This window comes from Nocardioides rotundus (assembly GCF_019931675.1).
Lineage (GTDB): Bacteria > Actinomycetota > Actinomycetes > Propionibacteriales > Nocardioidaceae > Nocardioides > Nocardioides rotundus.
In genome coordinates this window covers 932,392-958,558 of record NZ_CP082922.1, presented here as the reverse complement: position 1 = coordinate 958,558, position 26,167 = coordinate 932,392, and the positions used below count along the sequence as shown (strand labels likewise).

The following is a 26,167-nucleotide window of genomic DNA, read 5'->3' as shown; positions in this document are numbered from 1 at the left end:
CGCGCAGACCGCCCCGGCACTGCCACGCCGACTGACTGAACCGAGAGGAGGACCCACGCATGGACACCGTCCTGGAGAACTTCGATCAGGTGCTGCGCGCGTTCGGCTACACCGTGCTGATCTTCCTCTTCAGCGCGGTGCTCTCGCTGCTGCTGGGGCTGCTGCTGGTCTCGATGCGGGTCGGGCCGGTCGCGGTGCTGCGCCGGGCCGCGGCCACCTACGTCACCGTGGTGCGCAACACCCCGCTGCTGCTCGTCTTCATGTTCTTCGCCGTCGCCGGGCCCAAGATCGGGCTGCGGTTCAACTGGCTCGACGTCACCGTCGCCGGCTTCGACCTCAACTCCTTCTTCGCCTCGGCGGTGGTCTCGCTGGGCCTCTACTCCGCGGCGTTCGTCTGCGAGGCGCTGCGCAGCGGGGTGAACGCAGTGCCGCTGGGCCAGGCGGAGGCGGCGCGGGCGATCGGGCTCCCCTTCGGCGGGGTGCTGCGCGAGGTGGTGCTGCCGCAGGCCGTGCGGGCCGCCGTACCTCCCCTGGCGAGCACCCTGATCGCGCAGCTGAAGAACACCTCGGTGGCCGCCGTCTTCGGGGTCGCCGAGGCGGTCTCCCGGATGCGCTCGTTCACCAACGAGTACACCACCGACCGCTGGTGGATCTTCATCGCCTTCGCCCTCGGCTACGTCATCCTGGTCGAGCTGCTCTCGGCCGTCTCCATGCTCCTGGAGCGCCGCTGGAGGATCGCATGAGCGCCGGCGGGGTCCTCTTCGACGCACCCGGGCCGCGCACCCGCGCCCGGCACCGGGTCTACACCGTCGTCGGCACGGTGCTGCTCGTCGCCGTCATCGCGTTCGCGATCTGGCGACTGGCCGCCGGCGGCCACCTCGGCTACGACAAGTGGGAGGTCTACGTCACCCCCGCCTACGTCGAGGCGATCCTGGTCGACGGGCTGCTCCAGACCCTGCAGATGGCCGGCCTGGCGGTGGTCGCCGCGGTCGTCTTCGGGGTGATCTTCGGCGTCGGGAAGCTCTCGGACCACCGCGCCATCCGCTGGGTGTGCTGGCTGGTGGTGGAGTTCTTCCGCGCCGTCCCCGTGCTGATGCTGATGATCCTGGCGTTCTACGCGATCTTCAACCGGGTCAGCGACGTGGACTCCCGCGCCTACTGGTCGGTGATCGTGGCGCTGATGCTCTACAACGGCGCCGTGCTCGCGGAGGTGTTCCGCGCCGGCATCCTGGCGGTGCCCCGCGGCCAGGCGGAGGCGGCGTACGCCATCGGCCTGCGCAAGACCCAGGTCACCACGCTGATCCTGCTGCCGCAGGCGGTGAAGATCATGATCCCGGCGATCATCAGCCAGTGCATCGTGGCGCTGAAGGACACCAGCCTCGGCTACTACATCGTCGCGCCGGGGCTCACCGCGCTGATCCGGCCGATCTACCAGCGCTTCGACAACCAGGTCGCCACCGTCCTGGTCTTCGCCGGCATCTACATCGCGGTGAACCTGCTGCTGACCGGCCTGGCGACCTGGGTGCAGCGGCGCTACGTCGGCGAGCGGAGGATCCTCGAGGTCAGCAACGTCGCGGCGGCGCCCACGCAGGCGTGAGGCTCAGCCGGGCGGGATCGTCCCGTCGCGCGGGAGGGTCGGTACGTCGACCGGCACGGTCGAGGGGTAGACCAGACCGGCGCCGGTGTTGAGCACCACCACCTCGTCGCCCTCGGCCAGCCAGCCCGCCTCGCGCAGCCGAGCGGCCGCCACGACGCATGCCGCGCCCTCGGGGCTGATGAAGGCGCCCTCGGCCGCGGCCAGGCGGCGCACCCCCGCCAGGATCTCCTCGTCCGGCACCGCGACGGCGGTCCCCTCGCTGTCCCGGACCGCGTCGAGCACCAGGAAGTCGCCGAGCGCCTTGGGGACGTTGATCCCGAACGCCACGGTGTGCGTGCCCTCTTCCAGGACGCTCTCGTCGGCGCCGGTCTCGAACGCCTTGACGATCGGCTGGCAGCCCTCGGCCTGCACCGCGACCAGGCGCGGCATCTCGCCGGAGACCCAGCCCATCGCGAGCATCTCCCGGATCGCCTTGTGGATGCCGATCAGGCCGACGCCGCCGCCGGCCGGGTAGAGGACGACGTCGGGCAGCCGCCAGCCGAGCTGCTCGGCGAGCTCGTAGCCCATCGTCTTCTTGCCCTCGATCCGGTAGGGCTCCTTGAGGGTCGAGACGTCCTGGTAGCCCTCCCGCTCGGCCACCGCGGCCTTGACCAGGGCACCGGCGTGGTTGATCAGGCCGTCGACCAGGTAGAGCTCCGCGCCGGCGGCCACGCACTCGCGGCGGGTGATCTGCGGCGCGTCCTCGGGCATCACGATCAGGCTGTCCATCCCGGCGCGGGTGGCGTAGGCCGCCCAGGCGGCGCCGGCGTTGCCGTTGGTCGGCATCGCCACGGCGCGCACGCCCAGCTCGCGGGCGCGGGAGACGCCGACGGCGGCGCCGCGGGACTTGAAGGTGCCGGTCGGCAGCAGTCCCTCGTCCTTCATCAGCAGCCGCGGGAGCCCGATGGCGGCGCCGTACTCCGGCAGCGGGACGAGCGGGGTCATCCCCTCGCCGAGGCTGGTCACGTTCGCCTCCTCACGGACCGGCAGCACCTCGCGGTAGCGCCACAGGTCGGGGCGACGGCCGGCGATCTCCCGCGGGCCGGTGCTCGCGGCGGCGGCCTCCAGGTCGTAGCGCGCCAGCAGCGGCGCCCCCACCCGGCTCAGCCCCTGCACCTGGTCGGCGTCGTAGGTCTCCCCGGTCCGTGAGCACTCCAGATGGCTGAGCCGGCTGCCGGTCACTCCACGCTCCCTCGCCTCGGTGTCACCCAGAGCCTAATGACGCCCTCGACGACCGTCGTACCGTCCTCCCGGACGCCGCGCACCCGCACCGGCAGGTCCGGGTCGTCGGAGGTCCACTGCTGCGGGTCGGTCTCGGCGATGCAGGTGATGTCGCTGGTCGCCTTGGCGGTGTAGGCGACCTCCATCCCCTTGGGGATCCAGCGCCGGTCGGCCGGGATGCTCGCCTCGGCCAGCGCGCCCATGACCGCCTCCAGCCCGTTGCACAACGCGATCGCGTGCACCGTGCCGATGTGGTTGTGCACCCGGCGGCGGTTGCGGATCACCAGCTCGGCGCGGTTCGGCTCCACCACGGTGAAGCGGGGGCGGATGGTGGCGAAGTACGGCGCCATCCGGCTGAAGGCGAAGGAGAAGACCCGCTTCCCGCCCGGGATGCGGCTGGTGGTCCTCCACAGGGTGAGCACGTTCGGCATGCGCCGGACATTACCAATCGGTAACCTTCAGTGTTCCGCCAGGATCTCGACCCGGTTCCCGTGCGGGTCGCGTGTGTGCAGGCGCTGGTACGGCGGGAAGGTGCCGCGCTGGGAGTCGTCGACCTCGAAGCCGGCGGCGCGCAGCCGCTCCGCGGTCGCGTCCAGGTCGTCCACCAGGAGGGCCGGGTGGGCCTTGCGGGCCGGCGCGAAGGGCTCCTCGACGCCGACGTGGATCTCAGCTGAGACGCCGCCGGAGTCGTCGTACCCCCGGAACCAGACGCCGCCGCGACCGCGGAGCGCGACCGGCTTCTCCACCTCGGTCATCCCGAGCGCGGCGGCGTAGAACCGGCGCGCGGCGTCCTCGCCGCCGGGCGGGCAGGCCACCTGGACGTGGTGCAGCCTCATGCCCGCCCCCTCGCCGGCGCCTTGCGCGCGACCGCGAAGATCCGGCGGAACGGCAGCACGACACCGTTCCCGTCGTCGGGGTAGGCCGCCCGGAGCCGGACCTTGAGCTCCTCCTCGAAGCGTGCCCGCAGCCCGTCCGGCAACGCCTGCAGCGTCGGCCGCGCGCCGGTGCCGGAGACCCAGTCGAAGACCGGGTCCTCCCCCTGCAGCACGTGGAAGTACGTCGTCTCCCACACGTCCGCCTCGGCCCCCGTCGCCTGCAGCGCGCGCAGGTAGGTCTCCGGATCGTGGGAGGACGGCACAGCCACGCCCGCGGTGTGCTCGGAGTACGGCGCCTCCGCCGCGAGCTCGTCCCGGATCGTGTGACTGGGCTGGTCGAAGTTCCCCGGAACCTGGAAGGCGAGCCAACCGCCGTGCGAGACCCGGTCGAGCAGGCCCGGCAGGAGATCGAGGTGCTCGGGGACCCACTGGAGGGTGGCGTTGGAGATCAGGACGTCGATGGGTTCGCGCAGGGCCAGCGGGTCGGGGCGCGCCCAGTCGCGGAGGTCGCCGAACTCGGCCTGGACACCGGCGGCCAGGGCGCGCTCCACCATCTCCGGCGAGCTGTCCAGGCCGGTCACCTGTGCCTCCGGCCAGCGCTCGGAGAGGAGCCGGGTGAGGTTGCCGGGACCGCAGCCGAGATCCACGACGAGCCGTGGGTCCTCCGCGCCGATGCGGGCGAGGAGGTCGAGGAAGGGGCGGCCGCGCTCATCGGCCCGGCTCAGGTAGCGATCGGGGTCCCAGGTGTGCACGGCGCCTCCATCTATCTCGACATCAAGATAACTCAACCCTGCTCGCAGTTCCTCTTGATGTCAAGATTCTTGAAGGCGTTACCCTGCCTGTCATGCAGGACGACGTCGACGAGCTGGTGGAGGCCTGGGCCCGCGAGCGCCCCGACCTCGACCTGGCGCCGGTCGAGGTCTTCAGCCGGATCACCCGCCTCGCCCGCCACCTGGACCTGGCCCGCCGCCGCGCGTTCACCGAGCACCGGATGGAGACCTGGGAGTTCGACGTGCTGGCGGCGCTGCGGCGCGCGGGGACGCCGTACGAGCTCTCCCCCGGGCGGCTGCTGCGCGAGACGCTGGTGACCAGCGGGACCATGACCAACCGGGTCGACCGGCTGGCCGGTCGCGGGCTGGTCGAGCGACTGCCCGACCCCGACGACCGGCGCGGCGTGCTCGTGCGGCTCACGCCCGAGGGCAAGGAGGCGGTGGACGGGGCCTTCGAGGCGCTGCTCGCCGCCGAGGCGGAGCTGCTCGCCGACCTCTCGCCGCGCGACCGGGACCGGCTGGCCCGCCTGCTGCGCCCCCTCCTGGCCCCCTTCAGCTGAGGCCCACCACTCGCCACCGGGCATCAGATGCACCCACATTCAGCCCACCGGGCATCAGGTGCACCCATATCCAGCCCACCGGGCACTCCCTGTCACCAAGAACCGCCCACCGGGCATCAGATGCACCCATATCCAGCCCACCGGGCACTTCCTGTCACCAAGAACCCCGCGACCGGGCACTCCCTGCACCTACCCAGCCCGCCTCGGCCGAGTTGCGGCGCCGCCCTCAGCCGACCGCCTCGGCGGCCTCGAGCCAGGCCAGCTCGACCTCGTCCCGCTCGGCGCGCACCGCGGCGTACTCCTCACCGAGCTCCGTCAGCCGGTCCGCGTCGGTGGCGGCCTCGGCGATCGCGGCCTCCAGCTCGGCCTCCCGCGCGGCGATCCGGTCCAGCTGCCTCTCCAGCCGAGCCATCGTCTTGCGCGCCGCCCGCTCCTCCGCCGACCCCGCCCGCGCGGCCGGCGCGGCGGGCTCTTGCGGACTCGAATCGCCCGGTGGAGGGGTGGGAAGTGACATGGATTGCCCGGTCGAGGTGGATGTGAGTGCATCCACTGCCCGGTCGGCGTGGGAGGCAGGGGCGTGGGAGGTAGGGGCGGCGCGGCGGTGCTCGAGGTACTGGTCGACCCCGCGGGGGAGCATGGAGATCCGCCCGTCGCCGAGCAGGGCCCAGACCGAGTCGGTGACCCGCTCCAGGAAGTAGCGGTCGTGCGAGACCACCACCAGCGTCCCGGGCCAGGAGTCCAGGAAGTCCTCCAGCACGTTGAGCGTCTCGATGTCCAGGTCGTTGGTGGGCTCGTCGAGCAGCAGCACGTTCGGCTCGGTGACCAGCAGCCGCAGCAGCTGGAAGCGTCGTCGCTCCCCACCCGAGAGGTCCCCGAGCCGCGCGGTCAGCCGGTCTCCGGTGAAGCCGAACCGCTCCAGCAGCGCGGTGGCGGTGAGGTCCCGCCCCTCCGCGGTCCGCACCGAGCGACGGATCCCCTCCACCGCGTCCAGGACCCGCGTGGAGGGGTCGCCCAGGTCGGCCAGCGACTGGTCCAGGTGCTGCAGGGCCACGGTCCGGCCGGTCCGCACGCGGCCGGCGTCGGGGGTCAGCTCCCCCGACAGCAGCGAGAGCACCGAGGTCTTCCCCGCGCCGTTGACCCCGACGATCCCGACCCGGTCGCCCGGCCCGAGCCGCAAGGTCGCGTGCGAGAGCAGCGTCCGGTCGCCGCGGGCCAGGTCGACATCCTCGAGGTCGATCACGTCCTTGCCCAGCCGCTGCGTGGCGAAGCGCTGCAGCTCCAGCCGGTCACGCGGAGGGGGTACGTCGGAGATGAGGGCGTTCGCGGCGTCGATCCGGAACTTCGGCTTCGACGTCCGCGCCGGCGCACCCCGCCGCAGCCAGGCCAGCTCCTTGCGCACCAGGTTCTGCCGGCGCGCCTCGCTCGCGGCGGCCTGGCGCTGCCGCTCGGCCTTGGCGAGCACGAACGCGGCGTACCCGCCGTCGTAGGAGTCGACGACCCCGTCGTGCACCTCCCAGGTGGTCTGGCACACGGCGTCGAGGAACCACCGATCGTGCGTGACGACCACGACCGCCGCGCCGCGGCCGACCAGGTGCTCGGCCAGCCAGGCCACCGCCTCCACGTCGAGGTGGTTGGTCGGCTCGTCGAGGATCAGCAGGCCGTGCTCGCCGAGCAGCAGCGCGGCCAGCGAGCAGCGGCGCCGCTCGCCGCCGGAGAGGCCGTGTACGGCGCGGTCCAGCGGGATGCCCGCGAGCAGCTCGCGCACCACCTCCCGCATCCGCGGCCGGGTGGCCCACTCGTGGTCGGCCAACCCGCCCAGCACGGCCTCGCGCACGGAGTGGCTGTCATCGAGCGCGTCGCCCTGGTGCAGGTAGCCGATGTCCAGGTCGCGGGTGTGCGACACCCGGCCGGAGTCCGGCGGCTCGAGTGCGGCCATCACCTGCAGCAGGGTGGTCTTGCCGTCGCCGTTGCGGCCGACGATGCCGATCCGCTCCCGCTCCGAGATGCCCAGGGAGACCTGGTCCAGCAGCGGCCGGATGCCGTAGGCCTTGGAGACGCGCTCGAGGTTGATCATGTTGGGCATGAGGAGGTCGATTCTGCCAGCGCTCAGGCGTCCGGCAGGACGTGGGCGCCCGCGACCGGGCCGTGGGCGGTGAGGACGACCGGGTGCTCGGCCGCGAGCCCCGCGGCGACCGCGCGCGCCTCCTCGGCGCCGGCGCAGAGGAACACGCACGTCGGCCCCGAGCCCGACACCAGGCCGCGCAGCGCGCCCTCGGCCTGCCCCTTCTCGATCAGGGCCCCCAGGTCGGGGCGCAGGTCGATGGCCGCGGCCTCCAGGTCGTTGTGCAGCGCCGCGGCGAGCCGCAGCGGCTCGCCGGTCTTCAACGCGCCGACGAGCCGGTGCGCGGGCGGCGGCTCGGCCGGGGCGTCGGGGAAGAGCGCATCCCAGTGCCGGTAGACCGCGGGCGTCGAGAGACCCACCTCGGACGGCACGACCACCCACCACCAGGCGCCGTTGTCCTCCCAGGGCTCGACGATCTCCCCGCGGCCGGTGCCCAGCGCGGTGCCGCCGAGCAGCGCGAACGGCACGTCGGACCCGAGTCGCGACGCCAGCGCGAGCAGCTGGTCGTCGGGGGTGCCGGTCCCCCACAGCCGGTCCAGCGCGACCAGCGCGGCGGCCGCGTCCGCGGAGCCGCCGGCCATGCCGCCCGCGACCGGGATGGACTTGTACGTCGACAGCGCGGCCCGCCGCGACAGGCCGTGCCGCTGCGCGAGCAGCTGCCCGGCGCGCACCGCGATGTTGTCCTCGCCGGCGGGCACCGAGGCGAGGTCGACGTACGCCGCCCCGTCGACCGGCGTGGACCAGGCCTCGGCCGCGACCGCGGTGACGTCGTCGTAGAGGCTGATCGCGTGGTAGACGGTCACCAGCGGGTGGAAGCCGTCCTCCCGGGCGGCGCCGACGCCGAGATGCAGGTTGATCTTGGCCGGGGCGCGGACGGTGATGCTCAACGGGGCCCTCCCTCCGGCAGCGACTCGGCGATCCGGGCGAACTGCTCGATGCTCAGCGACTCCCCGCGCGCCAGCGGGTCCACCCCGGCGGCCTCCAAGGCCGCGGAGGCGGCCTCCGACGAGCCGGCCAGCCCCCGCAGCGCGCCGCGCAGCGCCTTGCGCCGCTGGGCGAACGCGGCGTCCACGACGGCGAAGACCTGCTGCCGGGTCGCGGTCGTAGCCGGCGGGTCGCGCCGGGTCCAGGAGACCAGCCCGGAGTCGACGTTCGGGGCGGGCCAGAAGACGTTGCGCCCGATCGCGCCGGCGCGGCGTACGTCGGCGAACCAGGCCGCCTTGACCGAGGGGACGCCGTAGACCTTCGATCCCGGGGACGCGGCCAGTCGGTCGGCGACCTCGGCCTGGACCATGACCAGCCCCCGCTCCAGCGACGGGAGCAGGGTCAGCAGGTGCAGCAGCACCGGCACGGAGACGTTGTAGGGCAGGTTCGCGACCAGCGCGGTCGGCGGCGGCCCGGGGACCTCGGCGACGCGCAGCGCGTCGGCGTGCACCAGCTCGAACCGGTCGGCCCGCGACGGCGCGAACTCGGCCACGGTGGCGGGGAGTGCCGCGGCGAGCGTGTCGTCGACCTCGATCGCCACCACCCGGCGGGCGACGTCGAGCAGCGCGAGGGTCAGCGACCCCAGCCCCGGCCCGACCTCGACGACCACGTCGTCCGGTCCGATGCCGGAGTCGCGGACGATCCGCCGCACGGTGTTGGCGTCGATGACGAAGTTCTGCCCCCGCTGCTTGGTGGGACGCAGGTCGAGCTCGGCGGCCAGCCGACGCACGTCCGCCGGGCCGAGGAGTCTCGGCCCGGCGGAGGTGTCGGTCATGGGGTCAGCCTATGCGGCGCAGGGCCGACCCGCGGGGCGTGGCTCAGTAGAGCCCCAGCTGGGAGGCGCAGGACGGCCACGCGCCCCAGCCCTGCCCGGCCTGGATCCGCTCGGCGACGGCGATCTGGGCCTCGCGCGAGTTCTGGTGGGGCATTCCGGAGCCGCCGTACGCCTGCCAGGTCGACAGGGAGAACTGCAGGCCGCCGTAGTAGCCGTTGCCGGTGTTGATCGCCCAGTTCCCACCGGACTCGCACTGCGCCAGGCTGTCCCACACCGTGCCGCCGGACGCGTAGTTGGCGGTGGGGGCGGCCGGCTCGGGGGCAGGCTTCTCCTTGGTGCCGTAGGCGACGATCTGGTCCACCGGCTCGCGCACGACGCGCGAGCGCGCCACGGTGCTGTTGACCAGCTCGCCGTTCTCGTAGCGCAGCCGGTAGGTCACGTCCCGGGCGCCGTCGCGTCCGGCGCGGACCACCTTGGTGTTGCCCTCGTACATCGCGTCGTTCGCGCGCTCGACCGTGTCGTGGTCGATCGCCTGGCTGCGGTCACGCTTGTTGACCACGCGCACGTCGGTGAAGACGACCTTGTCGCCGTCGGAGAGCTCCGCGCCCATCCGGGGCTTGACCTGGTCGTGCTTGCCCACCTTGACGCCGAGCTCCTTCAGGGCGTCCTTGGTGGTCAGCGCCACGACGGTCTTCTTCTGCGGCTTCTTGCCGGCGATCTGGACCTTGAGGGTCTTCGGCGTGATGACCTCCAGGTCGGCGCCCGAGCGGCTCACCGCCGCGCTGCGGCTGGTGGAGAGATCGGCGGCGGCATAGCTGCGGCCGAGCTCGCTCAGGGCGCCGTCGACGGTGGTGGCGGTGACCCAATAGGTCCGCTCCTCGCCGTCGACCGCGAGGGTGAACGGGCGAGCGAAGCGGACCGTGATGGCGGTGCCGTCGGTGACCTTCTCGTCCAGGCTGGGGGCGACCCGGTCGCGCTTGCCGACCTCGATCCCCTCGGCGGCCAGGACCTCGCCGACGGTGTCGTCCATGACGGTCACGTTCTTCTGCTTGCCGTCGAGGCTGAGGGTGATGTCCTTGTTCATCGCGGCGTAGCCGGCGGTGGCGCCGCCGACCGAGAGGGCTGCGACGGCGGCCAGGCCACCGAGCACGGCCTTGCTGTGGAACAACTTGCTGAAAGCGGGGGCGGGCACGTCTCTCCGAACGTCGTACTCTCCGGGCCTCGGGCCACCGGCGCGCGCGAATCCTCCGTGCGACGACCGCCGGTCATGTGCCTCATACGACATGGTCGGGGGTGAGCGAGCGGGGGTGTTCTCGCCCGAGCGCCCGCGAGACGCCCGGTGTGCCGGCGGAAATCGCAACCCGATCCCGGCCAACGGCATACGACCATAGGCGAGCCGTCCGGCATCGCCAAGCCCACGCGGCCGATCTCCACACCCCGACGGGCGGCCCGGCGTGACGTGGGTCACCTCACCAGCGGGATCCCCGCCTGATCACCACGCCCCGCCGAACACAGTTTCGGTGGTCGAGTTCACAACCGCACACAGCTCCTCCAGCGGCTCCCCGCGCTCCTCGGCGAGCACCCGCATGGTCAGGGGGACGAGGTACGACGCGTTGGTGCGGCCGCGGTAGGGGTGCGGGGTGAGGAAGGGCGCGTCGGTCTCGACCAGGAGCCGGTCCTGGGGCGCGACCCGCGCCGCCCCGCGCAGGTCGTCGGCGTTCTTGAAGGTGACCGTCCCGGCGAAGGAGAGGTGGCCGCCCCGCTCGAGGCAGGCGCGGGCGAAGGCCGCGTCGCCGGAGAAGCAGTGCATCACCCACCGGTCGGGGACGCCCTCGTCGTCGAGGATCCGGAGCACGTCGGCGTGCGCGTCCCGGTCGTGGATCACCAGCACCTTGTCCAGCTCCTTGGCCAGCCGGATGTGCCGGCGGAAGGACTCCTCCTGGGCCTCCCTGCCCTCCGCTCCGGTGCGGAAGTGGTCCAGCCCGGTCTCCCCCACCGCACGCACGCGGTCGGAGGAGACGGCCAGCTCGCGGATCCGGTCCACGGCCGCGTCCAGGTCCTCGTGCAGGGGCGCGTCGTTGGGGTGCAGCGCGACCCCGGCCACGATCGCGTCGTGCTCCTCGGCCAGCCGCACCGCCTCGGCCGCGCGCTCCAGGTCGCAGCCGATCTGCACGATCCTCGTCACCCCGACGGCCGCCGCCCGCTCCAGGGCCTCGGGCACGGGCAGCATCCCGGCGCCGCGGTCGATGTCGAGGTGGCAGTGGTTGTCCACCACCGGGCTCGGCAGCGGCTCCGGGCTGTCGGGAAGGTCCATGGCCACCAGCCTAGGCAGCGCTCAGATCCGGTGGGCGGCGGCGTAGACCTCGCGCTTGGGCAGCCCGGCTAGGCGGGCCACCTCCGCGATCGCCTCCTTGCGGGTCCGGCCGGCCTCCTCCAGCTCCGCGACGGCGGCACGCAGGCTGTCGGGGTCGTCGGCGACCGCCGCGACCGGCTCGGCACCGGAGACGACCAGGGTCACCTCGCCGAGCAGCCCGTCGGCCGCCCACTCGGCGAGCTCGACGAGGGGACCGCGCCGTACCTCCTCATGCGTCTTGGTCAGCTCGCGGCACACGGCGGCGGCGCGGTCGGCGCCGAACGCGTCGGCCATCGCGGCCAGCGTCGCGCCTGTGCGGCGCGGGGACTCGAAGAACACCATGGTCCGCTCCTCCCCGCTGAGCGTGGCGAGCCGCTGCGCCCGCTCCCCCGCCTTGCGCGGCAGGAAGCCCTCGAAGCAGAAGCGGTCGACCGGCAGGCCGGAGACCGCGAGCGCGGTGAGCACCGCGGACGGGCCGGGTACGGCGGTCACCCGGACCCCCGCCTCGACCGCGGCGGCCACGAGTCGGTAGCCCGGGTCGGACACGCTCGGCATGCCCGCGTCGGTCACCATCAGGACCCGGTCGCCGGACTCGAGCGCGTCGACCAGGGACGCCGTACGCCCCGCCTCGTTGCCCTCGAAGTACGACACCACCCGGGCCGGCACCGGCACGTCGAGGTCGGCGCACAGCCGCCGCAGCCGACGGGTGTCCTCGGCCGCGACCACGTCCGCGCTGCGCAGCTCGTCGGCCAGCCGGGACGGGGCGTCGCCGGCCTGGCCGATCGGGGTGGCGGCGAGCACCAGGACACCGGACATGGACCCGATCATGTCAGCCCGTCGCGGCGGCGCGTGGGCCCCGGCCCCGTACGATGCCCGGCGTGACCGCGACCGCGCCCGAGACCCGTGCCCGGGCGCCGCTGGGGCGCACGACGCGGGGCGAGCCGCTGCCCACCGCGGCCGAGCGGGCGGTCTCGCCCGGCTCGCCGGAGCACCCCCTCACCGGCTGGCTGGCCAGCATCGCGGTCGCCGGGCTGGCGCTCTTCCTGCGCCTGTGGGAACTCGGCCGCCCGCGGTCCTTCTCGTTCGACGAGACGTACTACGCCAAGGACGCCTGGTCGATGCTGCACTTCGGCTACGTCCGCGACTACACCGACAAGGCGGACGAGCGCATCCTCGCCGGGCGGACGACCGGCAGCTGGGCCGACGACCCGTCGATGATCGTGCACCCTGAGGTGGGCAAGTGGATGATCGCGGCCGGGGAGCGCGTCTTCGGCATGGATCCCTTCGGCTGGCGGGTGGCCGCCGCGGTGACCGGCGCGCTGATGATCCTGGTGATGATCCGCCTCGCCCGGCGGCTCACCGGGTCGACCATGCTCGGCCTGCTCGCCGGCCTGCTGCTCTGCTTCGACGGGCTGCAGCTGGTGCTGTCGCGGCTGGCGCTGCTGGACATCTTCGTGGCCTTCTGGACCCTGCTCGCGGTGCACCTGCTGGTGATGGACCGCGACAGCGTCCGCCGGCGCCTGGCCCGGCTGCGGCCCGACCCGCCGACGTCCGCGTTCCGGCCGTTCCTGTGGTGGCGGCCGTGGCTGCTCGCCTCGGGCGTGGCCTGGGGGCTGGCGATCGGGACGAAGTGGACGCCGGCCTATGCGCTCGCCGCGTTCGGGCTGCTGGCCTGGGCCTGGATGGTCGGCGCCCGCCGCTCCTTCGGGGTGCGCGGCGCGCTGTGGAAGTCCCTCATCGCCGACGCCCTGCCGATGGCGGTGCAGCTGGTCGGCACCGCGGCGGTGGTCTACGTCGCGAGCTGGGGCGGCTGGCTGGCCAACGCCGACGCCTACGAGGAGAGCCTCTCCTCCAACCAGTACACCCGCTTCGTCTCCTGGGACGGCACGTGCAACGGCACCGACATGACCGGGGTGCGCTCCGACGACCAGGCCCGCTGGCCCACCGCCACGGAGAAGGACGCGAAGGGCCTGGCCGAGGTCACCCAGTCCCTGCGCTCGCTGTGGTACTACCACCAGGACGTCTACACCTTCCACACCAACTTCCTCAGCTGCTCCGAGCACACCTACGCCTCCGACCCCGCCGGCTGGCTGCTGCTCAACCGGCCGGTCGGCGTCGACGCGCAGCTGGACATCAAGCCCGGCGAGCAGGGCTGCGACGCGGCGCCCGGCTCGGACTGCCTGCGCCAGGTGCTGCTGCTGGGGAACCCAGCCCTGTGGTGGGGCTCGCTGATCGCCCTCGCCGCCGCGCTCGTGCTCTGGGTCGGCTCCCGGGACTGGAGGTACGGCGTCGCCGTGGTCGGCGTCGCCTCCACCTGGCTGCCCTGGCTGCTCTACGACGACCGGCCGATCTTCTCCTTCTACGCCATCCTCACCCTGCCCTTCCTGGTGCTCGCCTGCGTGCTGGTGCTGGGCCGGCTGATGGGGTCCGGGGCCCCCGGCCCGAGGCGCACCTGGGGCGTGGTCGTCGGCGGCTCGTTCCTGATCCTGGTGATGCTCGCCTTCGCCTGGTTCTGGCCGGTCTGGACCGACCAGCTGATCACCAAGCAGGAGTGGTTGCAGAGGATCTGGTTCGAACGCTGGATCTGACCTGACAGACTGCTCTCCCGTGGCTGTTCTCGATGAGTACGACGGGTTCCTGTTCGACCTCGACGGGGTCGTGACCCCGACCGCGGAGGTGCACATGAGCGCGTGGTCGGTGATGTTCAACGAGTTCCTCGACGGGCGCGCTCCCGACGCGGGCGGCGACGCGTCGCCGTACACGGAGAAGGACTACTTCGCCTACGTCGACGGCAAGCCGCGCTACGACGGCGTGGCCTCGTTCCTGGCCGCCCGCGGGATCGAGCTGCCGTGGGGCGACCCCTCCGATCCGCCCGAGGCCGAGACCGTGTGCGGGCTGGGCAACCGGAAGAACGACGCGTTCAACCGGGTGCTCGAGGTCGAGGGCGTGCGCGCCTACCCCGGCTCGCGACGGCTGATCGAGGCGCTCGCGGAGCGCGGCACGCCGATGGCGATCGTCTCCTCCTCCCAGAACGCGCCCGCCGTGCTCGAGGCCGCCGGGCTGGACGGCTACTTCGGCGAGGTCATGCACGGCGGCGTCGCCGAGGAGCGCGGCCTGCCGGGCAAGCCGGCCCCGGACACCTTCCTGGCCGCCGCGGAGGACCTGGGCGTCCCGAAGGAGCGCTGTGTCGTGCTGGAGGATGCGCTCAGCGGCGTGGCCGCCGGGCGCGCCGGCGGATTCGGGCTCGTCGTGGGTGTGGACCGCGGCGCCGGCGCCGACGCGCTGACCGGCGCCGGGGCCGAGCTGGTCGTGCGGGATCTGGAGGAGCTGCTGTGAGCGGGTACGACAAGATGACCGCGGAGCCGATGGACCGCTCCCGGTTCCCGGTCGACGAGTGGGCGCTGCGCGAGTGCCGCTTCGACGACGCGGACCTCGGCGTGACCGAGTCCCTGTTCTCCGTCGGCAACGGCTACCTCGGACTGCGCGGCAACTACGAGGAGAGCCGCGACTTCCACGCCGACGGCACCTTCGTCAACGGCTTCCACGAGACGTGGCCGATCCTGCACGCCGAGGAGGCCTACGGCCTGGCGCGGGTCGGGCAGAGCATCGTCAACGTCCCGGACCCCAAGGTGATCCGGCTCTACGTCGACGACGAGCCCCTGCAGGTCTCCGAGGCGGACCTGCTCGGCTATGAGCGCGTGCTGGACTTCCGCACCGGCGTCCTGAGCCGGACCCTCATCTGGCGCACGCCCAGCGGCAAGCGGGTGCGGGTGAAGAGCCAGCGGATGGTCTCCTTCACCCAGAAGCACCTGGCCGTGATGACCATGGAGGTCACGCTCCTCGACGGCCGCGGGCCGATCCAGATCTCCTCCCAGCTGGTCAACCGGCAGGACCGCGACCTCGAGCACCCCTCCGTGGAGTCCCCCTCGGGGACCATCGCCGACCCGCGCCGGGCCAGCAAGTTCTCCCGCCGGGTGCTGGTGCCCCAGGTCTCCTCGATCGACGAGGAGACCGGCCGGATCCGGCTGGGCTACCGCAGCGCCGAGAGCGGCATGACGATCGGCACCGTGGTCGACCACCTCCTCGACCCGCCGGACGACGTACGCATCCAGGCGCAGATGGCCGAGGACGAGGGCAAGATGATCTACCGCCTCCAGATGGAGGCCGGGCAGACCCTCACCCTGACCAAGCTGGTCTCGATGCACTCCGCCCACCACGTGCCCGCGCGCGAGCTCATCGACCGGGCCGAGCGGACCCTGGACCGGGTCGCCGAGGACGGCGTCGGGCGCCTGTTCACCGAGCAGAAGGAGTGGCTGGCGGAGTTCTGGCAGCGCTCGGACGTGGAGATCCCCGGGCACCCGGAGCTCCAGCAGGCGATCCGGTGGAACCTCTTCGCGCTCGCCCAGGCCACCGCGCGCGCGGAGACGACCGGCATCCCGGCCAAGGGTCTGACCGGGTCCGGGTACGGCGGCCACTACTTCTGGGACACCGAGATCTACGTGCTCCCCTTCCTCACCTACACCTCGCCGTACGCCGCCCGGAACGCGCTGCGCTTCCGGGTCTCGCTCCTGCCCGCGGCCCGGCGCCGCGCGCAGGAGCTGTGCCAGAAGGGCGCGCTGTTCCCCTGGCGCACGATCAACGGCGAGGAGGCCTCGGCCTACTACGCCGCCGGCACGGCGCAGTACCACATCGACGCCGACATCAGCTACGGCGTGAGCCAGTACGTCAGCGCCACCGGCGACGTCGACTTCCTGTGCAACGAGGGGATCGACATCCTGGTCGAGACCGCACGCCTGTGGGCCGACCTGGGCTTCTGGCGCCAGCAGAACGGCCGCTCCACCTTCCACATCCACGGCGTCACCGGGCCGGACGAGTACACCACCGTCGTCAACGACAACACCTACACCAACGTGATGGCGCGGTGGAACCTGCAGCGCGCCGCCGACGCGGTGGAGGAGGTGCGCCGGATCGACCCCGAGGCCTACGCCCAGATGGTGCGGCGCACCGGCCTGCGGCCCGAGGAGGTCGAGGAGTGGCAGCGGGCCGCGCGGGGCATGGCGATCCCGTTCGACGCCGCTGTCGGCATCCACCCGCAGGACTCGCGCTTCCTGGACCGGGAGATGTGGGACCTCGAGCACACGCCGGACTCGGTGCGGCCGCTGCTGCTGCACCACCACCCGCTGGTGATCTACCGCTTCCAGGTGCTCAAGCAGGCCGATGTGGTGCTCGCGGCGTTCCTGCAGAGCCAGGACTTCACCCCGGAGGAGAAGCTGGCCGACTTCTCCTACTACGACCCGATCACGACCGGAGACTCCACGCTGTCGGCGGTCGCCCAGTCGATCATGGCCGCAGAGGTGGGCTACCAGGAGCTGGCCTACGAGTACTTCCTCAAGGCGTTGTACGTCGACCTGGCGAACCTGCACAGCAACACCGCCGACGGGGTGCACGTGGCCTCGCTCGGCGGGATCTGGAGCACCCTGGCCAGCGGCTTCGGCGGGTTCCGCAACCTCGGCGACCAGCGCTGGACCTTCGACCCGCGGCTCCCCGAGGAGTGGGAGGAGCTCTCCTTCAGGATCACCCTGCGCGGCACCCGGATCAAGGTGACCGTGCGCCGGGAGGAGATCTCCTTCGTCGTCGAGGAGGGCACCCGGCCGATCACCCTGTGCGTGCGGGGCGAGGAGGTCACCGTCGGCCCGGACGCCCCGGTCTCGGTGGCGCTGGACGGCCAGGGCCCGGTGCTCGAGGGCACGCCCCCGAACCCCGCGGGCACCATGCGCGCCGACGGCACGGTCATCTCGGCCACGGTCCCCCGGGGCGAGTGAGTCCGCGCCCTCAGGGGCTCACCCGCAGGATCTGGTCGTCCGCGCCGTTGTCGGTGAGGACGTAGATCGACCCGTCCGCCGACGGCTCGACCGCACGCAGCCGGCCGGCGTCGCCCTGCAGCACGGGGGCAGTGGTCAGCTCCCCCGAGGCCGGGTCGAGCAGGGACAGCGAGCTCGCCTTGAGCGCGGCGATCGCCAGGCGTCCTTCCAGACGGCCCCACTCCGGGCCGAGGAAGCTCATCCCGGAGATCGCCAGGGTGGGGTCGCCGCTGGACCACATCGCGGGCACCGCGCCCTCGATCTCGGGGTCGGTCATCGGCACCGACTCGTCGTACTCCCCCGCCCCGTCGGGGTCCCAGCCGTAGTTGCCGCCGGCGCGGAGCCGGTTGACCTCGTCATCGACGTCCGGGCCGTGCTCGGAGGCCCACATCTGCCGGGTTCCGGGGCGTACGGCGAGCCCCTGGACGTTGCGGTGACCGTAGCTGTAGATCAGCCGCGTCTGCGGGTCGTCGCGGTCCACGAACGGGTTGTCCGGCGGCGCCTCCCCGGTCTCCGGGTCCACCCGCAGCACCTTCCCGCCGAGCGCGGAGAGGTCCTGGGCGTTGGTGCCCACCGCGCTGTCGCCCGCGCCGATCCACAGCATGTCGTCGGCCCCGACCCGCAGCCGGCATCCGCTGTGCCGGCCGGAGGGGTTGAGCGTCAGCCCGGTGACCAGCGGCTCCTGCCGGGTGGCGGAGCCGGCGTCCCGGGCCAGCCGCCACGGCACCACCCGCACGTCGCCCTCGGTGGAGGCGAAGCAGGTGAAGAAGCGACGGTCCTGCGCGAAGTCGGGGCTGAGCTCGATCCCCATCAGGCCGCCCTCGCCGGCGACGTACACGTCGCTCGGGCCCTCCACGATCCGCTCCGCCCGCCGGCCGTCCAGCACCGAGATCCCGCCCCCGCGCTCGGTGAACAGGGCCCGCCCGTCGGGCAGCTCGACCAGCCCCCAGGGGTTCTCCAAGCCCGACACGAGCGACCTGACCTGCCAGCGCGGCCGGGCTCCCCCGCCCGACGCCTCACCCGTCGGGCTCGCCGACGACGCGGCCGGCTCCGAGGGACTCTCGGCGGGCGCCGAGGACGACGGGGCGGACTCCGTCGGCGGGTCGCCGCCGCACGCGGCCAGCGCCAGGAGGAGGGGTACGACGGCCAGGCCGAGCTTCATGCCGCGAGACTAGCCAGCCGCCCGAAGCCGCTCAGCGCCTCAACCAGTCCGTCAGGGACTCCAACAGCAGGTCCACGTCCGCGTCGCTGGTGTAGGGCGCCAGCCCGACCCGCATCCCACCGTCGTCCCCGAGCGCGAGGACCTGGGCCAGCTCGTGGGCGTAGAACGCATCGCTCGGCGCGCTCACCCCGCGCTCGGCCAGGAAGGTCGACCCCTCGATCAGGTCGCGCCCGGCGATGGTGAACGTCAGCGTGGGAGTACGCCGGGCCGCGCGGGACCACAGCGTCACCTCACCGGGCAGGTCGCCCAGCCCCTCCTCGATCCGGACGCGGAGCCGGTCCTCGTGCTCGTGCAGTCCGGCGTAGGACCGCTCCAACCGCTCGCGCCGACTCCCCTCACCGGGGACCAGGTCGGCCAGGAAGTCCACCGCCGCGGTCACCCCGGCCATCGCCTCGTAGGGTAGCGTCCCGAGCTCGAACCGCTCGGGCACCTCCTCCGTGCTCGGCAGCAGCTTGTCCGGGTGGATCCCCTGCAGCACCTCGGGACGGCCGGCCAGGACACCGCAGTGCGGGCCGAGGAACTTGTAGGGCGAGCACGCGAGCAGGTCCGCGCCCAGGCCCTCCATGTCGACCAGCTCGTGGGCGGCGTAGTGCACGGCGTCGACGTACATCAGCGCCCCGTGCTCGTGCACCGCCGCGGCGATCGCCGGCAGGTCCGGCATGGTGCCGATCAGGTTGGAGGCGGCGGTGATCGCCACCAACCGGGTGCGGTCAGAGAGCTGGTCGGTCACCGCGCTCACCGGCAGCTCGCCGGTCTCGGGGTCCGGGTCCGCCCAGCGCACGGTGGCGCCGACCCGCTCGGCGGCGATCACCCAGGGGCGCACGTTCGCGTCGTGCTCGAGCCGGGTCAGGACGATCTCGTCGCCCGGGCCCCACTCCCGCGCCAGCGCCCGCGCCGTGTCCATGGTCAGCTGGGTCATGCTCCGGCCGTAGACCACCCCGCCGGGATCGACGGCGAGGAAGTCCGCCATCGCGGACCGGAACCCGAGCACCAGGTCGTCAGCGTTGCGCCCGGCGAGGATGCCCCGCCACCGGTTGGACAGCGGCGCGACCAGGGCGTCGCGGATCGCGTCGGCCACGGGGACGGGGGTCTGGGTGCCGCCCGGCCCGTCGAAGAACGCCATCCCGCCCGCCACCTGCGGGAAGTGCGCGCGGACCCGGTCGACGTCGTAGTCCGCGCTCACTCGCCCGTCTCCACGGCCTCGTCCGCCGTCGCCTCGGACGCCCGCGCGGCCTCCGGGACCCGCGGACCGCCCAGGACACGACGTACCACCACCATCGCGGCTCCCGCGATCGCGATCGCCGCGAGGACGGCGCCGCCCGCGACCCAGCCTGCCTGCTCGTCAGTGCTCACGCCGCGACCGTACCGGCCGCCCCCTCCTCCTGGCGACGGGCGCCCTCCCTGCACGCACAAACCGCCCACCGGGCACTCCCTGCACCCACAAACCGCCCACCGGGCACTCCCTGCACCCACAAACCGCCCACCGGGCACTTCGTGCACGCAACAGGGCCCCGGTCCGAAGACCGGGGCCCTGTCGGGGTCCTGCCGGGACGTCAGACGTTCTGCGGAACCGGTTCCCCGGTTCGTATGACGTCCCGCCCTCTGGTCGGCTCGGGAGTGTGGCTCAGAGGCCTCGCTCCGGCTCAGAATCCTCGCTCCAGCTCAGAATCCAAGCTCCGACTCAGAAGGCTGTCTTGTCTGGACTTCTTCGCTACGCACGGAGCGTCACGGTCTGCTTTCGGGTGTCAGACCGATCCGTGCTTCGCTCAGAAGTCCATGCCCCCCATGCCGCCCATGTCGCCGCCCGGCATGGCCGGAGCCTTCTCCGGCTTGTCGGCGATGACGGCCTCGGTGGTGAGGAACAGCGCGGCGATGGACGCGGCGTTCTGCAGCGCGGACCGGGTGACCTTCGCCGGGTCGATGATGCCCTCGGCGATCATGTCGACGTACTGACCGGTGGCCGCGTTGAGGCCCTCGCCCGCGGGGAGCGAGCGCACCTTCTCCGCCACGACGCCGCCCTCGAGGCCGGCGTTGACCGCGATCTGCTTCAGCGGAGCCTCGGTCGCCTTGCGGACGATCTCGGCCCCCGTCTCCTCATCGCCGGTCAGGTCCAGCTTGTCGAACGCAGCGGCCGCGGCCTGGAGCAGCGCCACGCCGCCACCGGCGACGATGCCCTCCTCGACGGCGGCCTTCGCGTTGCGGACGGCGTCCTCGATGCGGTGCTTGCGCTCCTTCAGCTCGACCTCGGTGGCCGCGCCGACCTTGATCACCGCGACGCCGCCGGCCAGCTTGGCCAGCCGCTCCTGCAGCTTCTCGCGGTCGTAGTCGGAGTCGGACTTCTCGATCTCGGCGCGGATCTGGTTGACCCGACCCTCGATCTGGGCCTGGTCGCCCGAGCCCTCGACGATGGTGGTCTCGTCCTTGGTCACGACGACCTTGCGGGCCTGGCCGAGCAGCTCGAGCCCGGCGCTCTCCAGCTTGAGGCCGACCTCCTCGGAGATGACCTGGCCACCGGTCAGGATCGCGATGTCCTGCAGCATGGCCTTGCGGCGGTCACCGAAGCCCGGGGCCTTGACGGCGACGGACTTGAAGGTGCCGCGGATCTTGTTCACGACCAGCGTGGACAGCGCCTCGCCGTCGACGTCCTCGGCGATGATCACCAGCGGCTTGCCGGACTGCATGACCTTCTCCAGCAGCGGCAGCAGGTCCTTGACGTTGGAGATCTTGGAGTTCGCGATCAGGATGTACGGGTCATCCAGCACCGCCTCCATGCGCTCGGTGTCGGTGACGAAGTAGGCCGAGATGTAGCCCTTGTCGAAGCGCATCCCCTCGGTCAGCTCGAGGTCGAGCCCGAAGGTGTTGGACTCCTCGACGGTGATGACGCCTTCCTTGCCGACCTTGTCCATCGCCTCGGCGATGATCTCGCCGACGGTCGGGTCGGCCGCGGAGATGCTCGCGGTGGACGCGATCTGCTCCTTGGTCTCGACGTCCTTGGCCATGGCGAGCAGCTGCTCGGACACGGCTCCGGCCGCGGTCTCGATGCCGCGCTTGAGACCCATCGGGTTCGCGCCCGCGGCGACGTTGCGCAGGCCCTCGCGGACCATGGCCTGGGCGAGGACGGTGGCCGTCGTCGTGCCGTCACCGGCGACGTCGTCGGTCTTCTTCGCGACCTCCTTGACCAGCTCGGCGCCGATCTTCTCGTAGGGGTCCTCGAGCTCGATCTCCTTGGCGATGGACACACCGTCGTTGGTGATCGTCGGGGCGCCCCACTTCTTCTCCAGGACGACATTGCGGCCCTTGGGGCCCAGGGTGACCTTCACCGCGTCGGCCAGGGTGTTCATCCCCTGCTCCAGCCCGCGGCGGGCCTCCTCGTTGAAAGCAATCAGCTTCGGCATGACTCGTGCGATTCCTTCACATGAGTTCGAATATGGAGGGCCCGGGCGCTGCCCGCGACGGCCGGCCCGGCTGCCCGGCGGACCCTTCCCGCCGGCGCTTCGGACCTCAACGTGACCGGTCCCGATCTGTCACTCTCGTGCTGAGAGTGCCAGTCTCATGTTTAGCACTCGGCACCCGAGAGTGCAAACGTCGTATGGCGGCACATCGACCGTCGCCCGCGACCGGCGCGGTCCTACTCCTGCGCCTCCTGCGCCGCCCGCTCCCAGGGCGCGTGGTGGCCGAACGGCAGCTCCTCGTCGTGGGCGCCCATGGCCGCGAGGACCGAGGGGACGAGTGCCTTGGCCGTCCGCTTGTATCCCGAGGGGCTCGGGTGGAACCCGTCCAGGCTGAACATCTCGTCGGGGTTGGTGAGGAAGAACGGCCCCACCACGTCGGCCAGCGACACTGCCCAAGCACCGTGTGCGATCGCCGTACGACGCTGCGCCTCCGCCAGCTGCCGGGAGGCCCGCGAGGCCAGCGACCGCAGCGGCTGCGGCACCTGCTCCAGGGCCCGCAGGTCCGGGCAGGTCCCGACGACGACCTCGGCGCCGAGGTCGTGCAGCTCCTCGATCACCTCGGCCAGGTGCTTGGCCGCCACCGTGGTCGGCACCCGGTGGGTCACGTCGTTGCCGCCGACCAGGATCACCGCGACGTCGGGGCGGTAGCTGCGCGGCAGCCCCTCGATCTGCGCCATCAGCATCGACGACTCCGACCCCACGCGCGCCCCGGTGGTCAGCCGCACGGAGCGCTCGGACCGCTTCACGACCCGCTTGGAGAGCCGCGCGCCCAGCGTCTGCTTGGGCTTCTCCGCGCCGAGGCCGGCCGCGGTGGAGTCGCCCAGCAGGAGGAGCTCGACGGGGTCGCCGTACTCCTTGCCGAAGGTGCGGTCGGCGACCAGCGCCTCCTCGCCCAGGGGCTTGCCAATCAGGTGCCGGGCATGCGCGGCCTGCCGGTCCAGGACCGTCTTGGCCGTCCAGGCACCCGCGCCGGCGATCGCGCCCAGCGCACCGGCGGTCCCGCCGGCGCGCAGCCAGAAGCTCGTGCTCATGGTCGAAACAGACCAAAGTCGTCTGAACGAGCGGCCAACGCGGCGTGAGGTGTCGGTGACCCCTGCGCGATGGTCCGGCTCAGCCGCCGGCGACGGCCGGGATCACCGCGATCTCGGTGCCGTCGGGGGTGGGGGTGGCGAGCTCTCCGAGGAAGCGGACGTCCTCCTCGCCGACATAGACGTTGACGAAGCGGCGCAGCCGGCCGCTCTCGTCCAGGATCCGGCCCTTGATCCCGGCGAAGCGGCCGTCCAGATCGTCGATCACCTCGCCCAGGGTGGCGCCCTCGGCGCTCACCTCCTGCTCGCCGGAGGTGTAGCTGCGCAGGATGGTGGGGATCCGCACGTTCACGCTCATCAGGACTCCTTCTCGCCCGGGCTGCCCCGAGCCTAGGCCCCGGTGGCGGGCCGAACCCGCGTCCCACATCGCGGAAGCGGCCGCGCCGTGATGGGATGGATCCATGGAGTGGACGTCTCCCCGGTCCCGACAGCGGTACGACGACCTGCTGGCCGCCGCCGACCGCTCGGTCGCCGCCTTCGACTTCGACGGCACCCTCTCCCCCATCGTGGACGACCCGACCCGGGCGCGGATCCACCCGGACGCGCCCGAGCTGCTCCTGGAGCTCGGCGAGTCCTTCCGGGCCATCGCGGTGGTCACCGGGCGCCCGGCCCGGCAGGCGATCGCCCTCGCCGACCTGGACGATCTCGGCGCCCGGCTGACCGAGCGGGGCCGCGAGCTGCGGGTGCTGGGGCAGTACGGCAACGAGCGCTGGTCCTCCACGGAGCGGCGGATCGTCTCCCCGCGCCCGCCGAAGGGCCTGGCCAGCTTCGAGCGGGAGCTGCCGGAGATCCTGCGCAACGCCCGCGCCGAGGATGCCTGGGTGGAGGAGAAGGGCCTGGCGGTGGCGATCCACACCCGACGGATGGCTCACCCGAACGAGGCGATGGAGCGGCTCGCGCCGCTCGTGGCCGACGCCGCGGCCGAGCACGGCCTGACCCTGGAGCCGGGGCGCAACGTGCTGGAGGTCCGCGCGGCCGGCATGGACAAGGGGGACGCCGTACGCCGTCTCGTGGCCGAGCTGGATGCGGGCGGCTTCCTCTTCTGCGGCGACGACCTCGGCGACCTCGAGGCCTTCCGCGCGGTGGCCGAGCTCCGCGACCAGGGGCTGGCCGGGCTGCTGGTGGCGTCGGGCTCGACGGAGGAGACTGCCCTGCACGAGCTGGCCGATGTGGTCGTCGACGGCCCCGAGGGGGTCCTCGACCTGCTGCGCACGCTCACCGGCGACCTGCGCGACCGGGACCGTCACCCCGCCTGAGGCCCAAGCGGGGGTACGGCGGGCGTCAGGCGGCGTCGGCGGTGAGGATCACCGTGAGCTGGTCCATGCTCATCGGGTCCACGGCCGAGGAGACCCGGCTGATGCCGAGGTCGAGCGCGAGCTGCTTGGCGGCCCGCTCCATGCCCGGCGGGTAGTAGACGGTCGAGCTGGGGATCAGCCCGCGCCAGTTGTCCGAGCCGACGACCTGCCAGCCCAGGCCGGCCGCGGTGTCGGCGTAGCTGCCGGCCAGGCCGGTGATGCCGGAGTTGTTGAAGACCACGACGTAGGTCGACGAGCGGTCGATCGGCTTGGGCTTCTTCTTCGCGATCTTCTTGCCCTCGGCGATCTCCGGCTCGCCGGTGCGGCTCGGGGACTCCGACGGGCCGGCCGAGGGCTGGGAGACGGTGGTGATCTCGCGCTCGGCGGGCCCGGAGTCGCGGGTCGCGACGAACGAGACGCCGGCCATGACCACGGCGATGATCGAGAGGATCACCACCGGGGAGGGGAAGGCGACACCGGCCTCGGAGCGGGTCCGGGCGGCGTGGAAGCGCTGGGGAAGGGGCGCCATGACGACCTCAGACCTCGAAGCCCAGCCGGCGGGCCGACCGCTGGCGCTGCCGGGTCGCACGCAGCCGGCGCAGCCGCCGCACGAGCAGCGGGTCGGCCTCGAGCGCCTCGGGACGGTCGATGAGGGCGTTGAGCACCTGGTAGTAGCGCGTGGAGCTCATGTCGAACTTCTCCCGCACGGCCGCCTCCTTGGCGCCGGCGTACTTCCACCACTGACGCTCGAACTCCAAGATCTCGGCGTCGCGGTCCGACAGCTCCGGCAGGCCGGAGTCCCCGGCGCTGCCCGACAGGGCGTTCGCGGCATCCATGCGTGCTCTCCATTCCTCTGGTGCGCGCCAGTCTAGGGGAGGAATCACACGTGTGTCATTCGCGGTGCCGCGCGTCGCCGCACCCGAGCACAGTAGTTTCGCGTCCATGAGCAGCGACGCGCCCGCCCCGGTCCGCTGGGGGATCCTGGCCACCGGCAAGATCTCCACCTCCTTCGTCCGCGACCTGGCGCTCACCCCCGGCGCTGAGCTCGCCGCGGTCGGGTCGCGCCGGAGGGAGTCGGCTGAGGCGTTCGCCGCCGAGCACGGGGTGGCCCGCGCCTACGGCTCCTACGCCGAGCTGGTCGAGGACCCCGAGGTCGACGTGGTCTATATCGGTACGCCGCACACGCTGCACCTCGACGACGCCCGGCTGGCCTTCGAGGCGGGCAAGCACGTCCTGTGCGAGAAGCCGCTCGCGATGAACCTCGCCGAGGCCGAGGAGATGGTCGCCCTCGCCCGCCAGCACGACCGCTTCCTGATGGAGGCGATGTGGACCGCCACCCACCCGGTCGTCCGCGAGCTGGTGGACGGCTTCGCGGCGGGCCGCTTCGGCGAGCCCCGCCAGGTGCACGCGGACCTCGGGTTCGTGGTCGACGAGAGCGCGAGCGCGCGGATGGTCGACCCCGAGCTGGGCGCCGGCGCGCTGCTGGACATGGGGATCTACCCCCTCACCCTGGCGCACCTGGTCCTGGGGCCGGCCGAGGAGCTCACCGCGGTGGCGAGCCTCTCGCCGGAGGGCTACGACACCGACGTCGCCATCGCCGGCCGGTACGCCGGCGGGGCGGTGGCCGCCCTCACCTGCTCGATGACCTCCTGGAGCCCGCGGACCGCGAGCATCGCCACCACCACCGGCCGCCTGGACCTGCCCTCGGGCTTCCACCACCCGGCGTACGCCCTGTGGACCCCGCAGGAGGGCGATCCGGTGCGGCTCGAGGGCGCCGAGCCGGTGATCGGGCGGGGATACGGCAACGAGGCGGCGGAGGTGCAGCGCTGCCTGCGCGCCGGACTGCGGGAGAGCCCGCTCGTCCCGCACGAGCAGACCCTCACCCTGATCCGGCAGCTCGACGAGCTGCGGGGACACCTCGGGGTGCGGTACCCCTCGGACCGGGCTGGCTAG

General features: G+C 72.6%; 26 protein-coding genes. 8 read left to right on the top strand and 18 right to left on the bottom strand.

All coding sequences use genetic code 11. From position 1 onward, the window contains the following. The first annotated feature begins 59 nt into the window (after window positions 1–59). Complete coding sequence (locus K8W59_RS04665; RefSeq protein ID WP_223397583.1) at window positions 60–743, top strand: amino acid ABC transporter permease; 684 nt, start codon at window positions 60–62, stop codon at window positions 741–743. Further along, window positions 740–1,597, top strand: coding sequence for an amino acid ABC transporter permease (locus K8W59_RS04660; RefSeq protein ID WP_223397582.1), 858 nt, complete (start codon window positions 740–742; stop codon window positions 1,595–1,597). The genes K8W59_RS04665 and K8W59_RS04660 overlap by 4 nt, the downstream gene beginning before the upstream one ends. A 3-nt stretch (window positions 1,598–1,600) precedes the next feature. On the opposite strand, the gene K8W59_RS04655 is transcribed toward K8W59_RS04660, so the two are convergent. The 4 genes from K8W59_RS04655 to K8W59_RS04640 are packed head-to-tail and all read right to left on the bottom strand — an operon-like array spanning window position 1,601 to window position 4,484. Next, window positions 1,601–2,818: a threonine synthase gene (locus K8W59_RS04655; protein ID WP_223397581.1), complete on the bottom strand. Its 1,218-nt coding sequence runs from the start codon at window positions 2,816–2,818 to the stop codon at window positions 1,601–1,603. After that, window positions 2,815–3,288 carry a hotdog fold domain-containing protein gene (locus K8W59_RS04650; protein WP_223397580.1) on the bottom strand — a complete coding sequence of 158 codons (474 nt, stop codon included), beginning with the start codon at window positions 3,286–3,288 and terminating at the stop codon, window positions 2,815–2,817. The genes K8W59_RS04655 and K8W59_RS04650 overlap by 4 nt, the downstream gene beginning before the upstream one ends. 27 nt (window positions 3,289–3,315) lie before the next feature. After that, complete coding sequence (locus tag K8W59_RS04645; protein ID WP_223397579.1) at window positions 3,316–3,693, bottom strand: VOC family protein; 378 nt, start codon at window positions 3,691–3,693, stop codon at window positions 3,316–3,318. Then, window positions 3,690–4,484: a trans-aconitate 2-methyltransferase gene (locus tag K8W59_RS04640; protein ID WP_223397578.1), complete on the bottom strand. Its 795-nt coding sequence runs from the start codon at window positions 4,482–4,484 to the stop codon at window positions 3,690–3,692. Before K8W59_RS04640 ends, K8W59_RS04645 begins: the two co-directional genes overlap by 4 nt. A 92-nt stretch (window positions 4,485–4,576) precedes the next feature. Between K8W59_RS04640 and K8W59_RS04635 the strand changes: the two genes are divergently transcribed. Further along, window positions 4,577–5,062 carry a MarR family winged helix-turn-helix transcriptional regulator gene (locus K8W59_RS04635; RefSeq protein ID WP_223397577.1) on the top strand — a complete coding sequence of 162 codons (486 nt, stop codon included), beginning with the start codon at window positions 4,577–4,579 and terminating at the stop codon, window positions 5,060–5,062. A gap of 226 nt (window positions 5,063–5,288) precedes the next feature. Here K8W59_RS04635 and K8W59_RS04630 read toward each other — a convergent pair whose 3' ends face one another. From K8W59_RS04630 to rsmI, 6 genes are all read right to left on the bottom strand, one after another. Beyond that, window positions 5,289–7,145 carry an ABC-F family ATP-binding cassette domain-containing protein gene (locus tag K8W59_RS04630; protein ID WP_223397576.1) on the bottom strand — a complete coding sequence of 619 codons (1,857 nt, stop codon included), beginning with the start codon at window positions 7,143–7,145 and terminating at the stop codon, window positions 5,289–5,291. Window positions 7,146–7,168: 23 nt separating this feature from the next. Next, window positions 7,169–8,071 (bottom strand): 4-(cytidine 5'-diphospho)-2-C-methyl-D-erythritol kinase, encoded by a 903-nt coding sequence (locus K8W59_RS04625; protein ID WP_223397575.1) that lies wholly within the window; start codon window positions 8,069–8,071, stop codon window positions 7,169–7,171. Beyond that, window positions 8,068–8,943, bottom strand: a complete 876-nt coding sequence (gene rsmA / locus K8W59_RS04620) for a 16S rRNA (adenine(1518)-N(6)/adenine(1519)-N(6))-dimethyltransferase RsmA (protein ID WP_223397574.1) — start codon at window positions 8,941–8,943, stop codon at window positions 8,068–8,070. The genes K8W59_RS04625 and rsmA overlap by 4 nt, the downstream gene beginning before the upstream one ends. Window positions 8,944–8,986: 43 nt before the next feature. Beyond that, the gene (locus tag K8W59_RS20270; protein ID WP_317846307.1) at window positions 8,987–10,135 is read right to left on the bottom strand and encodes a transglycosylase family protein; all 1,149 of its coding nucleotides are present in this window, start codon (window positions 10,133–10,135) and stop codon (window positions 8,987–8,989) included. A 300-nt stretch (window positions 10,136–10,435) separates the two neighbouring features. Beyond that, complete coding sequence (locus tag K8W59_RS04605; protein ID WP_223397573.1) at window positions 10,436–11,257, bottom strand: TatD family hydrolase; 822 nt, start codon at window positions 11,255–11,257, stop codon at window positions 10,436–10,438. Window positions 11,258–11,278: 21 nt separating this feature from the next. Beyond that, complete coding sequence (gene rsmI / locus K8W59_RS04600) at window positions 11,279–12,124, bottom strand: 16S rRNA (cytidine(1402)-2'-O)-methyltransferase (protein ID WP_223397572.1); 846 nt, start codon at window positions 12,122–12,124, stop codon at window positions 11,279–11,281. Window positions 12,125–12,165: 41 nt separating this feature from the next. Here rsmI and K8W59_RS04595 point away from each other — a divergent pair, with 41 nt between their 5' ends. Genes K8W59_RS04595 through K8W59_RS04585 form a run of 3 tightly spaced genes read left to right on the top strand, consistent with a single transcriptional unit; the run spans window position 12,166 to window position 17,118 of the window. Further along, on the top strand, window positions 12,166–13,884 hold the full coding sequence (locus tag K8W59_RS04595) for a dolichyl-phosphate-mannose--protein mannosyltransferase (RefSeq protein ID WP_397195947.1): 1,719 nt from the start codon (window positions 12,166–12,168) through the stop codon (window positions 13,882–13,884). Between the two features lie 19 nt (window positions 13,885–13,903). Further along, window positions 13,904–14,632 (top strand): HAD family hydrolase, encoded by a 729-nt coding sequence (locus K8W59_RS04590; protein ID WP_223397570.1) that lies wholly within the window; start codon window positions 13,904–13,906, stop codon window positions 14,630–14,632. 14 nt (window positions 14,633–14,646) lie between these two features. Next, complete coding sequence (locus tag K8W59_RS04585; RefSeq protein ID WP_223399730.1) at window positions 14,647–17,118, top strand: glycoside hydrolase family 65 protein; 2,472 nt, start codon at window positions 14,647–14,649, stop codon at window positions 17,116–17,118. 10 nt (window positions 17,119–17,128) lie between these two features. Here the strand turns inward: K8W59_RS04585 and K8W59_RS04580 are convergent, their stop codons facing one another. The 6 genes from K8W59_RS04580 to K8W59_RS04555 form a co-directional block, all read right to left on the bottom strand. Continuing rightward, window positions 17,129–18,319, bottom strand: coding sequence for a PQQ-dependent sugar dehydrogenase (locus K8W59_RS04580; RefSeq protein ID WP_223397569.1), 1,191 nt, complete (start codon window positions 18,317–18,319; stop codon window positions 17,129–17,131). Between the two features lie 31 nt (window positions 18,320–18,350). Further along, window positions 18,351–19,562, bottom strand: coding sequence for a cysteine desulfurase-like protein (locus K8W59_RS04575; protein ID WP_223397568.1), 1,212 nt, complete (start codon window positions 19,560–19,562; stop codon window positions 18,351–18,353). Further along, window positions 19,559–19,732: a hypothetical protein gene (locus K8W59_RS04570; RefSeq protein WP_223397567.1), complete on the bottom strand. Its 174-nt coding sequence runs from the start codon at window positions 19,730–19,732 to the stop codon at window positions 19,559–19,561. The genes K8W59_RS04575 and K8W59_RS04570 overlap by 4 nt, the downstream gene beginning before the upstream one ends. A 413-nt stretch (window positions 19,733–20,145) precedes the next feature. Then, on the bottom strand, window positions 20,146–21,774 hold the full coding sequence (gene groL, locus K8W59_RS04565; RefSeq protein ID WP_223397566.1) for a chaperonin GroEL: 1,629 nt from the start codon (window positions 21,772–21,774) through the stop codon (window positions 20,146–20,148). Between the two features lie 233 nt (window positions 21,775–22,007). Next, window positions 22,008–22,862 (bottom strand): SGNH/GDSL hydrolase family protein, encoded by an 855-nt coding sequence (locus K8W59_RS04560; protein ID WP_223397565.1) that lies wholly within the window; start codon window positions 22,860–22,862, stop codon window positions 22,008–22,010. Between the two features lie 79 nt (window positions 22,863–22,941). Beyond that, window positions 22,942–23,217, bottom strand: coding sequence for a MoaD/ThiS family protein (locus K8W59_RS04555; RefSeq protein WP_223397564.1), 276 nt, complete (start codon window positions 23,215–23,217; stop codon window positions 22,942–22,944). Window positions 23,218–23,320: 103 nt separating this feature from the next. Here K8W59_RS04555 and otsB point away from each other — a divergent pair, with 103 nt between their 5' ends. Further along, window positions 23,321–24,175: a trehalose-phosphatase gene (gene otsB / locus K8W59_RS04550; RefSeq protein ID WP_223397563.1), complete on the top strand. Its 855-nt coding sequence runs from the start codon at window positions 23,321–23,323 to the stop codon at window positions 24,173–24,175. Window positions 24,176–24,200: 25 nt separating this feature from the next. Here the strand turns inward: otsB and K8W59_RS04545 are convergent, their stop codons facing one another. Further along, window positions 24,201–24,743, bottom strand: coding sequence for a LytR C-terminal domain-containing protein (locus tag K8W59_RS04545; RefSeq protein ID WP_223397562.1), 543 nt, complete (start codon window positions 24,741–24,743; stop codon window positions 24,201–24,203). Between the two features lie 7 nt (window positions 24,744–24,750). After that, complete coding sequence (locus tag K8W59_RS04540) at window positions 24,751–25,050, bottom strand: DUF3263 domain-containing protein (protein ID WP_223397561.1); 300 nt, start codon at window positions 25,048–25,050, stop codon at window positions 24,751–24,753. Between the two features lie 106 nt (window positions 25,051–25,156). On the opposite strand from K8W59_RS04540, the gene K8W59_RS04535 reads away from it, so the two are divergent. Next, window positions 25,157–26,167, top strand: coding sequence for a Gfo/Idh/MocA family protein (locus K8W59_RS04535; protein WP_223397560.1), 1,011 nt, complete (start codon window positions 25,157–25,159; stop codon window positions 26,165–26,167).

What these genes read in the sequence shown, in the direction of transcription:
- K8W59_RS04665 (WP_223397583.1), top strand. Translation starts at nt 60, where the DNA reads ATGGACACCGTCCTGGAGAACTTCGATCAGGTGCTGCGCGCGTTCGGC.
- K8W59_RS04660 (WP_223397582.1), top strand. Translation starts at nt 740, where the DNA reads ATGAGCGCCGGCGGGGTCCTCTTCGACGCACCCGGGCCGCGCACCCGC.
- K8W59_RS04650 (WP_223397580.1), bottom strand. Translation starts at nt 3,288, where the DNA reads ATGCCGAACGTGCTCACCCTGTGGAGGACCACCAGCCGCATCCCGGGC.
- K8W59_RS04645 (WP_223397579.1), bottom strand. Translation starts at nt 3,693, where the DNA reads ATGAGGCTGCACCACGTCCAGGTGGCCTGCCCGCCCGGCGGCGAGGAC.
- K8W59_RS04635 (WP_223397577.1), top strand. Translation starts at nt 4,577, where the DNA reads ATGCAGGACGACGTCGACGAGCTGGTGGAGGCCTGGGCCCGCGAGCGC.
- K8W59_RS04630 (WP_223397576.1), bottom strand. Translation starts at nt 7,145, where the DNA reads ATGCCCAACATGATCAACCTCGAGCGCGTCTCCAAGGCCTACGGCATC.
- rsmA (WP_223397574.1), bottom strand. Translation starts at nt 8,943, where the DNA reads ATGACCGACACCTCCGCCGGGCCGAGACTCCTCGGCCCGGCGGACGTG.
- K8W59_RS04605 (WP_223397573.1), bottom strand. Translation starts at nt 11,257, where the DNA reads ATGGACCTTCCCGACAGCCCGGAGCCGCTGCCGAGCCCGGTGGTGGAC.
- rsmI (WP_223397572.1), bottom strand. Translation starts at nt 12,124, where the DNA reads ATGATCGGGTCCATGTCCGGTGTCCTGGTGCTCGCCGCCACCCCGATC.
- K8W59_RS04595 (WP_397195947.1), top strand. Translation starts at nt 12,166, where the DNA reads ATGCCCGGCGTGACCGCGACCGCGCCCGAGACCCGTGCCCGGGCGCCG.
- K8W59_RS04585 (WP_223399730.1), top strand. Translation starts at nt 14,647, where the DNA reads ATGACCGCGGAGCCGATGGACCGCTCCCGGTTCCCGGTCGACGAGTGG.
- K8W59_RS04580 (WP_223397569.1), bottom strand. Translation starts at nt 18,319, where the DNA reads ATGAAGCTCGGCCTGGCCGTCGTACCCCTCCTCCTGGCGCTGGCCGCG.
- groL (WP_223397566.1), bottom strand. Translation starts at nt 21,774, where the DNA reads ATGCCGAAGCTGATTGCTTTCAACGAGGAGGCCCGCCGCGGGCTGGAG.
- K8W59_RS04560 (WP_223397565.1), bottom strand. Translation starts at nt 22,862, where the DNA reads ATGAGCACGAGCTTCTGGCTGCGCGCCGGCGGGACCGCCGGTGCGCTG.
- K8W59_RS04555 (WP_223397564.1), bottom strand. Translation starts at nt 23,217, where the DNA reads ATGAGCGTGAACGTGCGGATCCCCACCATCCTGCGCAGCTACACCTCC.
- otsB (WP_223397563.1), top strand. Translation starts at nt 23,321, where the DNA reads ATGGAGTGGACGTCTCCCCGGTCCCGACAGCGGTACGACGACCTGCTG.
- K8W59_RS04545 (WP_223397562.1), bottom strand. Translation starts at nt 24,743, where the DNA reads ATGGCGCCCCTTCCCCAGCGCTTCCACGCCGCCCGGACCCGCTCCGAG.
- K8W59_RS04540 (WP_223397561.1), bottom strand. Translation starts at nt 25,050, where the DNA reads ATGGATGCCGCGAACGCCCTGTCGGGCAGCGCCGGGGACTCCGGCCTG.
- K8W59_RS04535 (WP_223397560.1), top strand. Translation starts at nt 25,157, where the DNA reads ATGAGCAGCGACGCGCCCGCCCCGGTCCGCTGGGGGATCCTGGCCACC.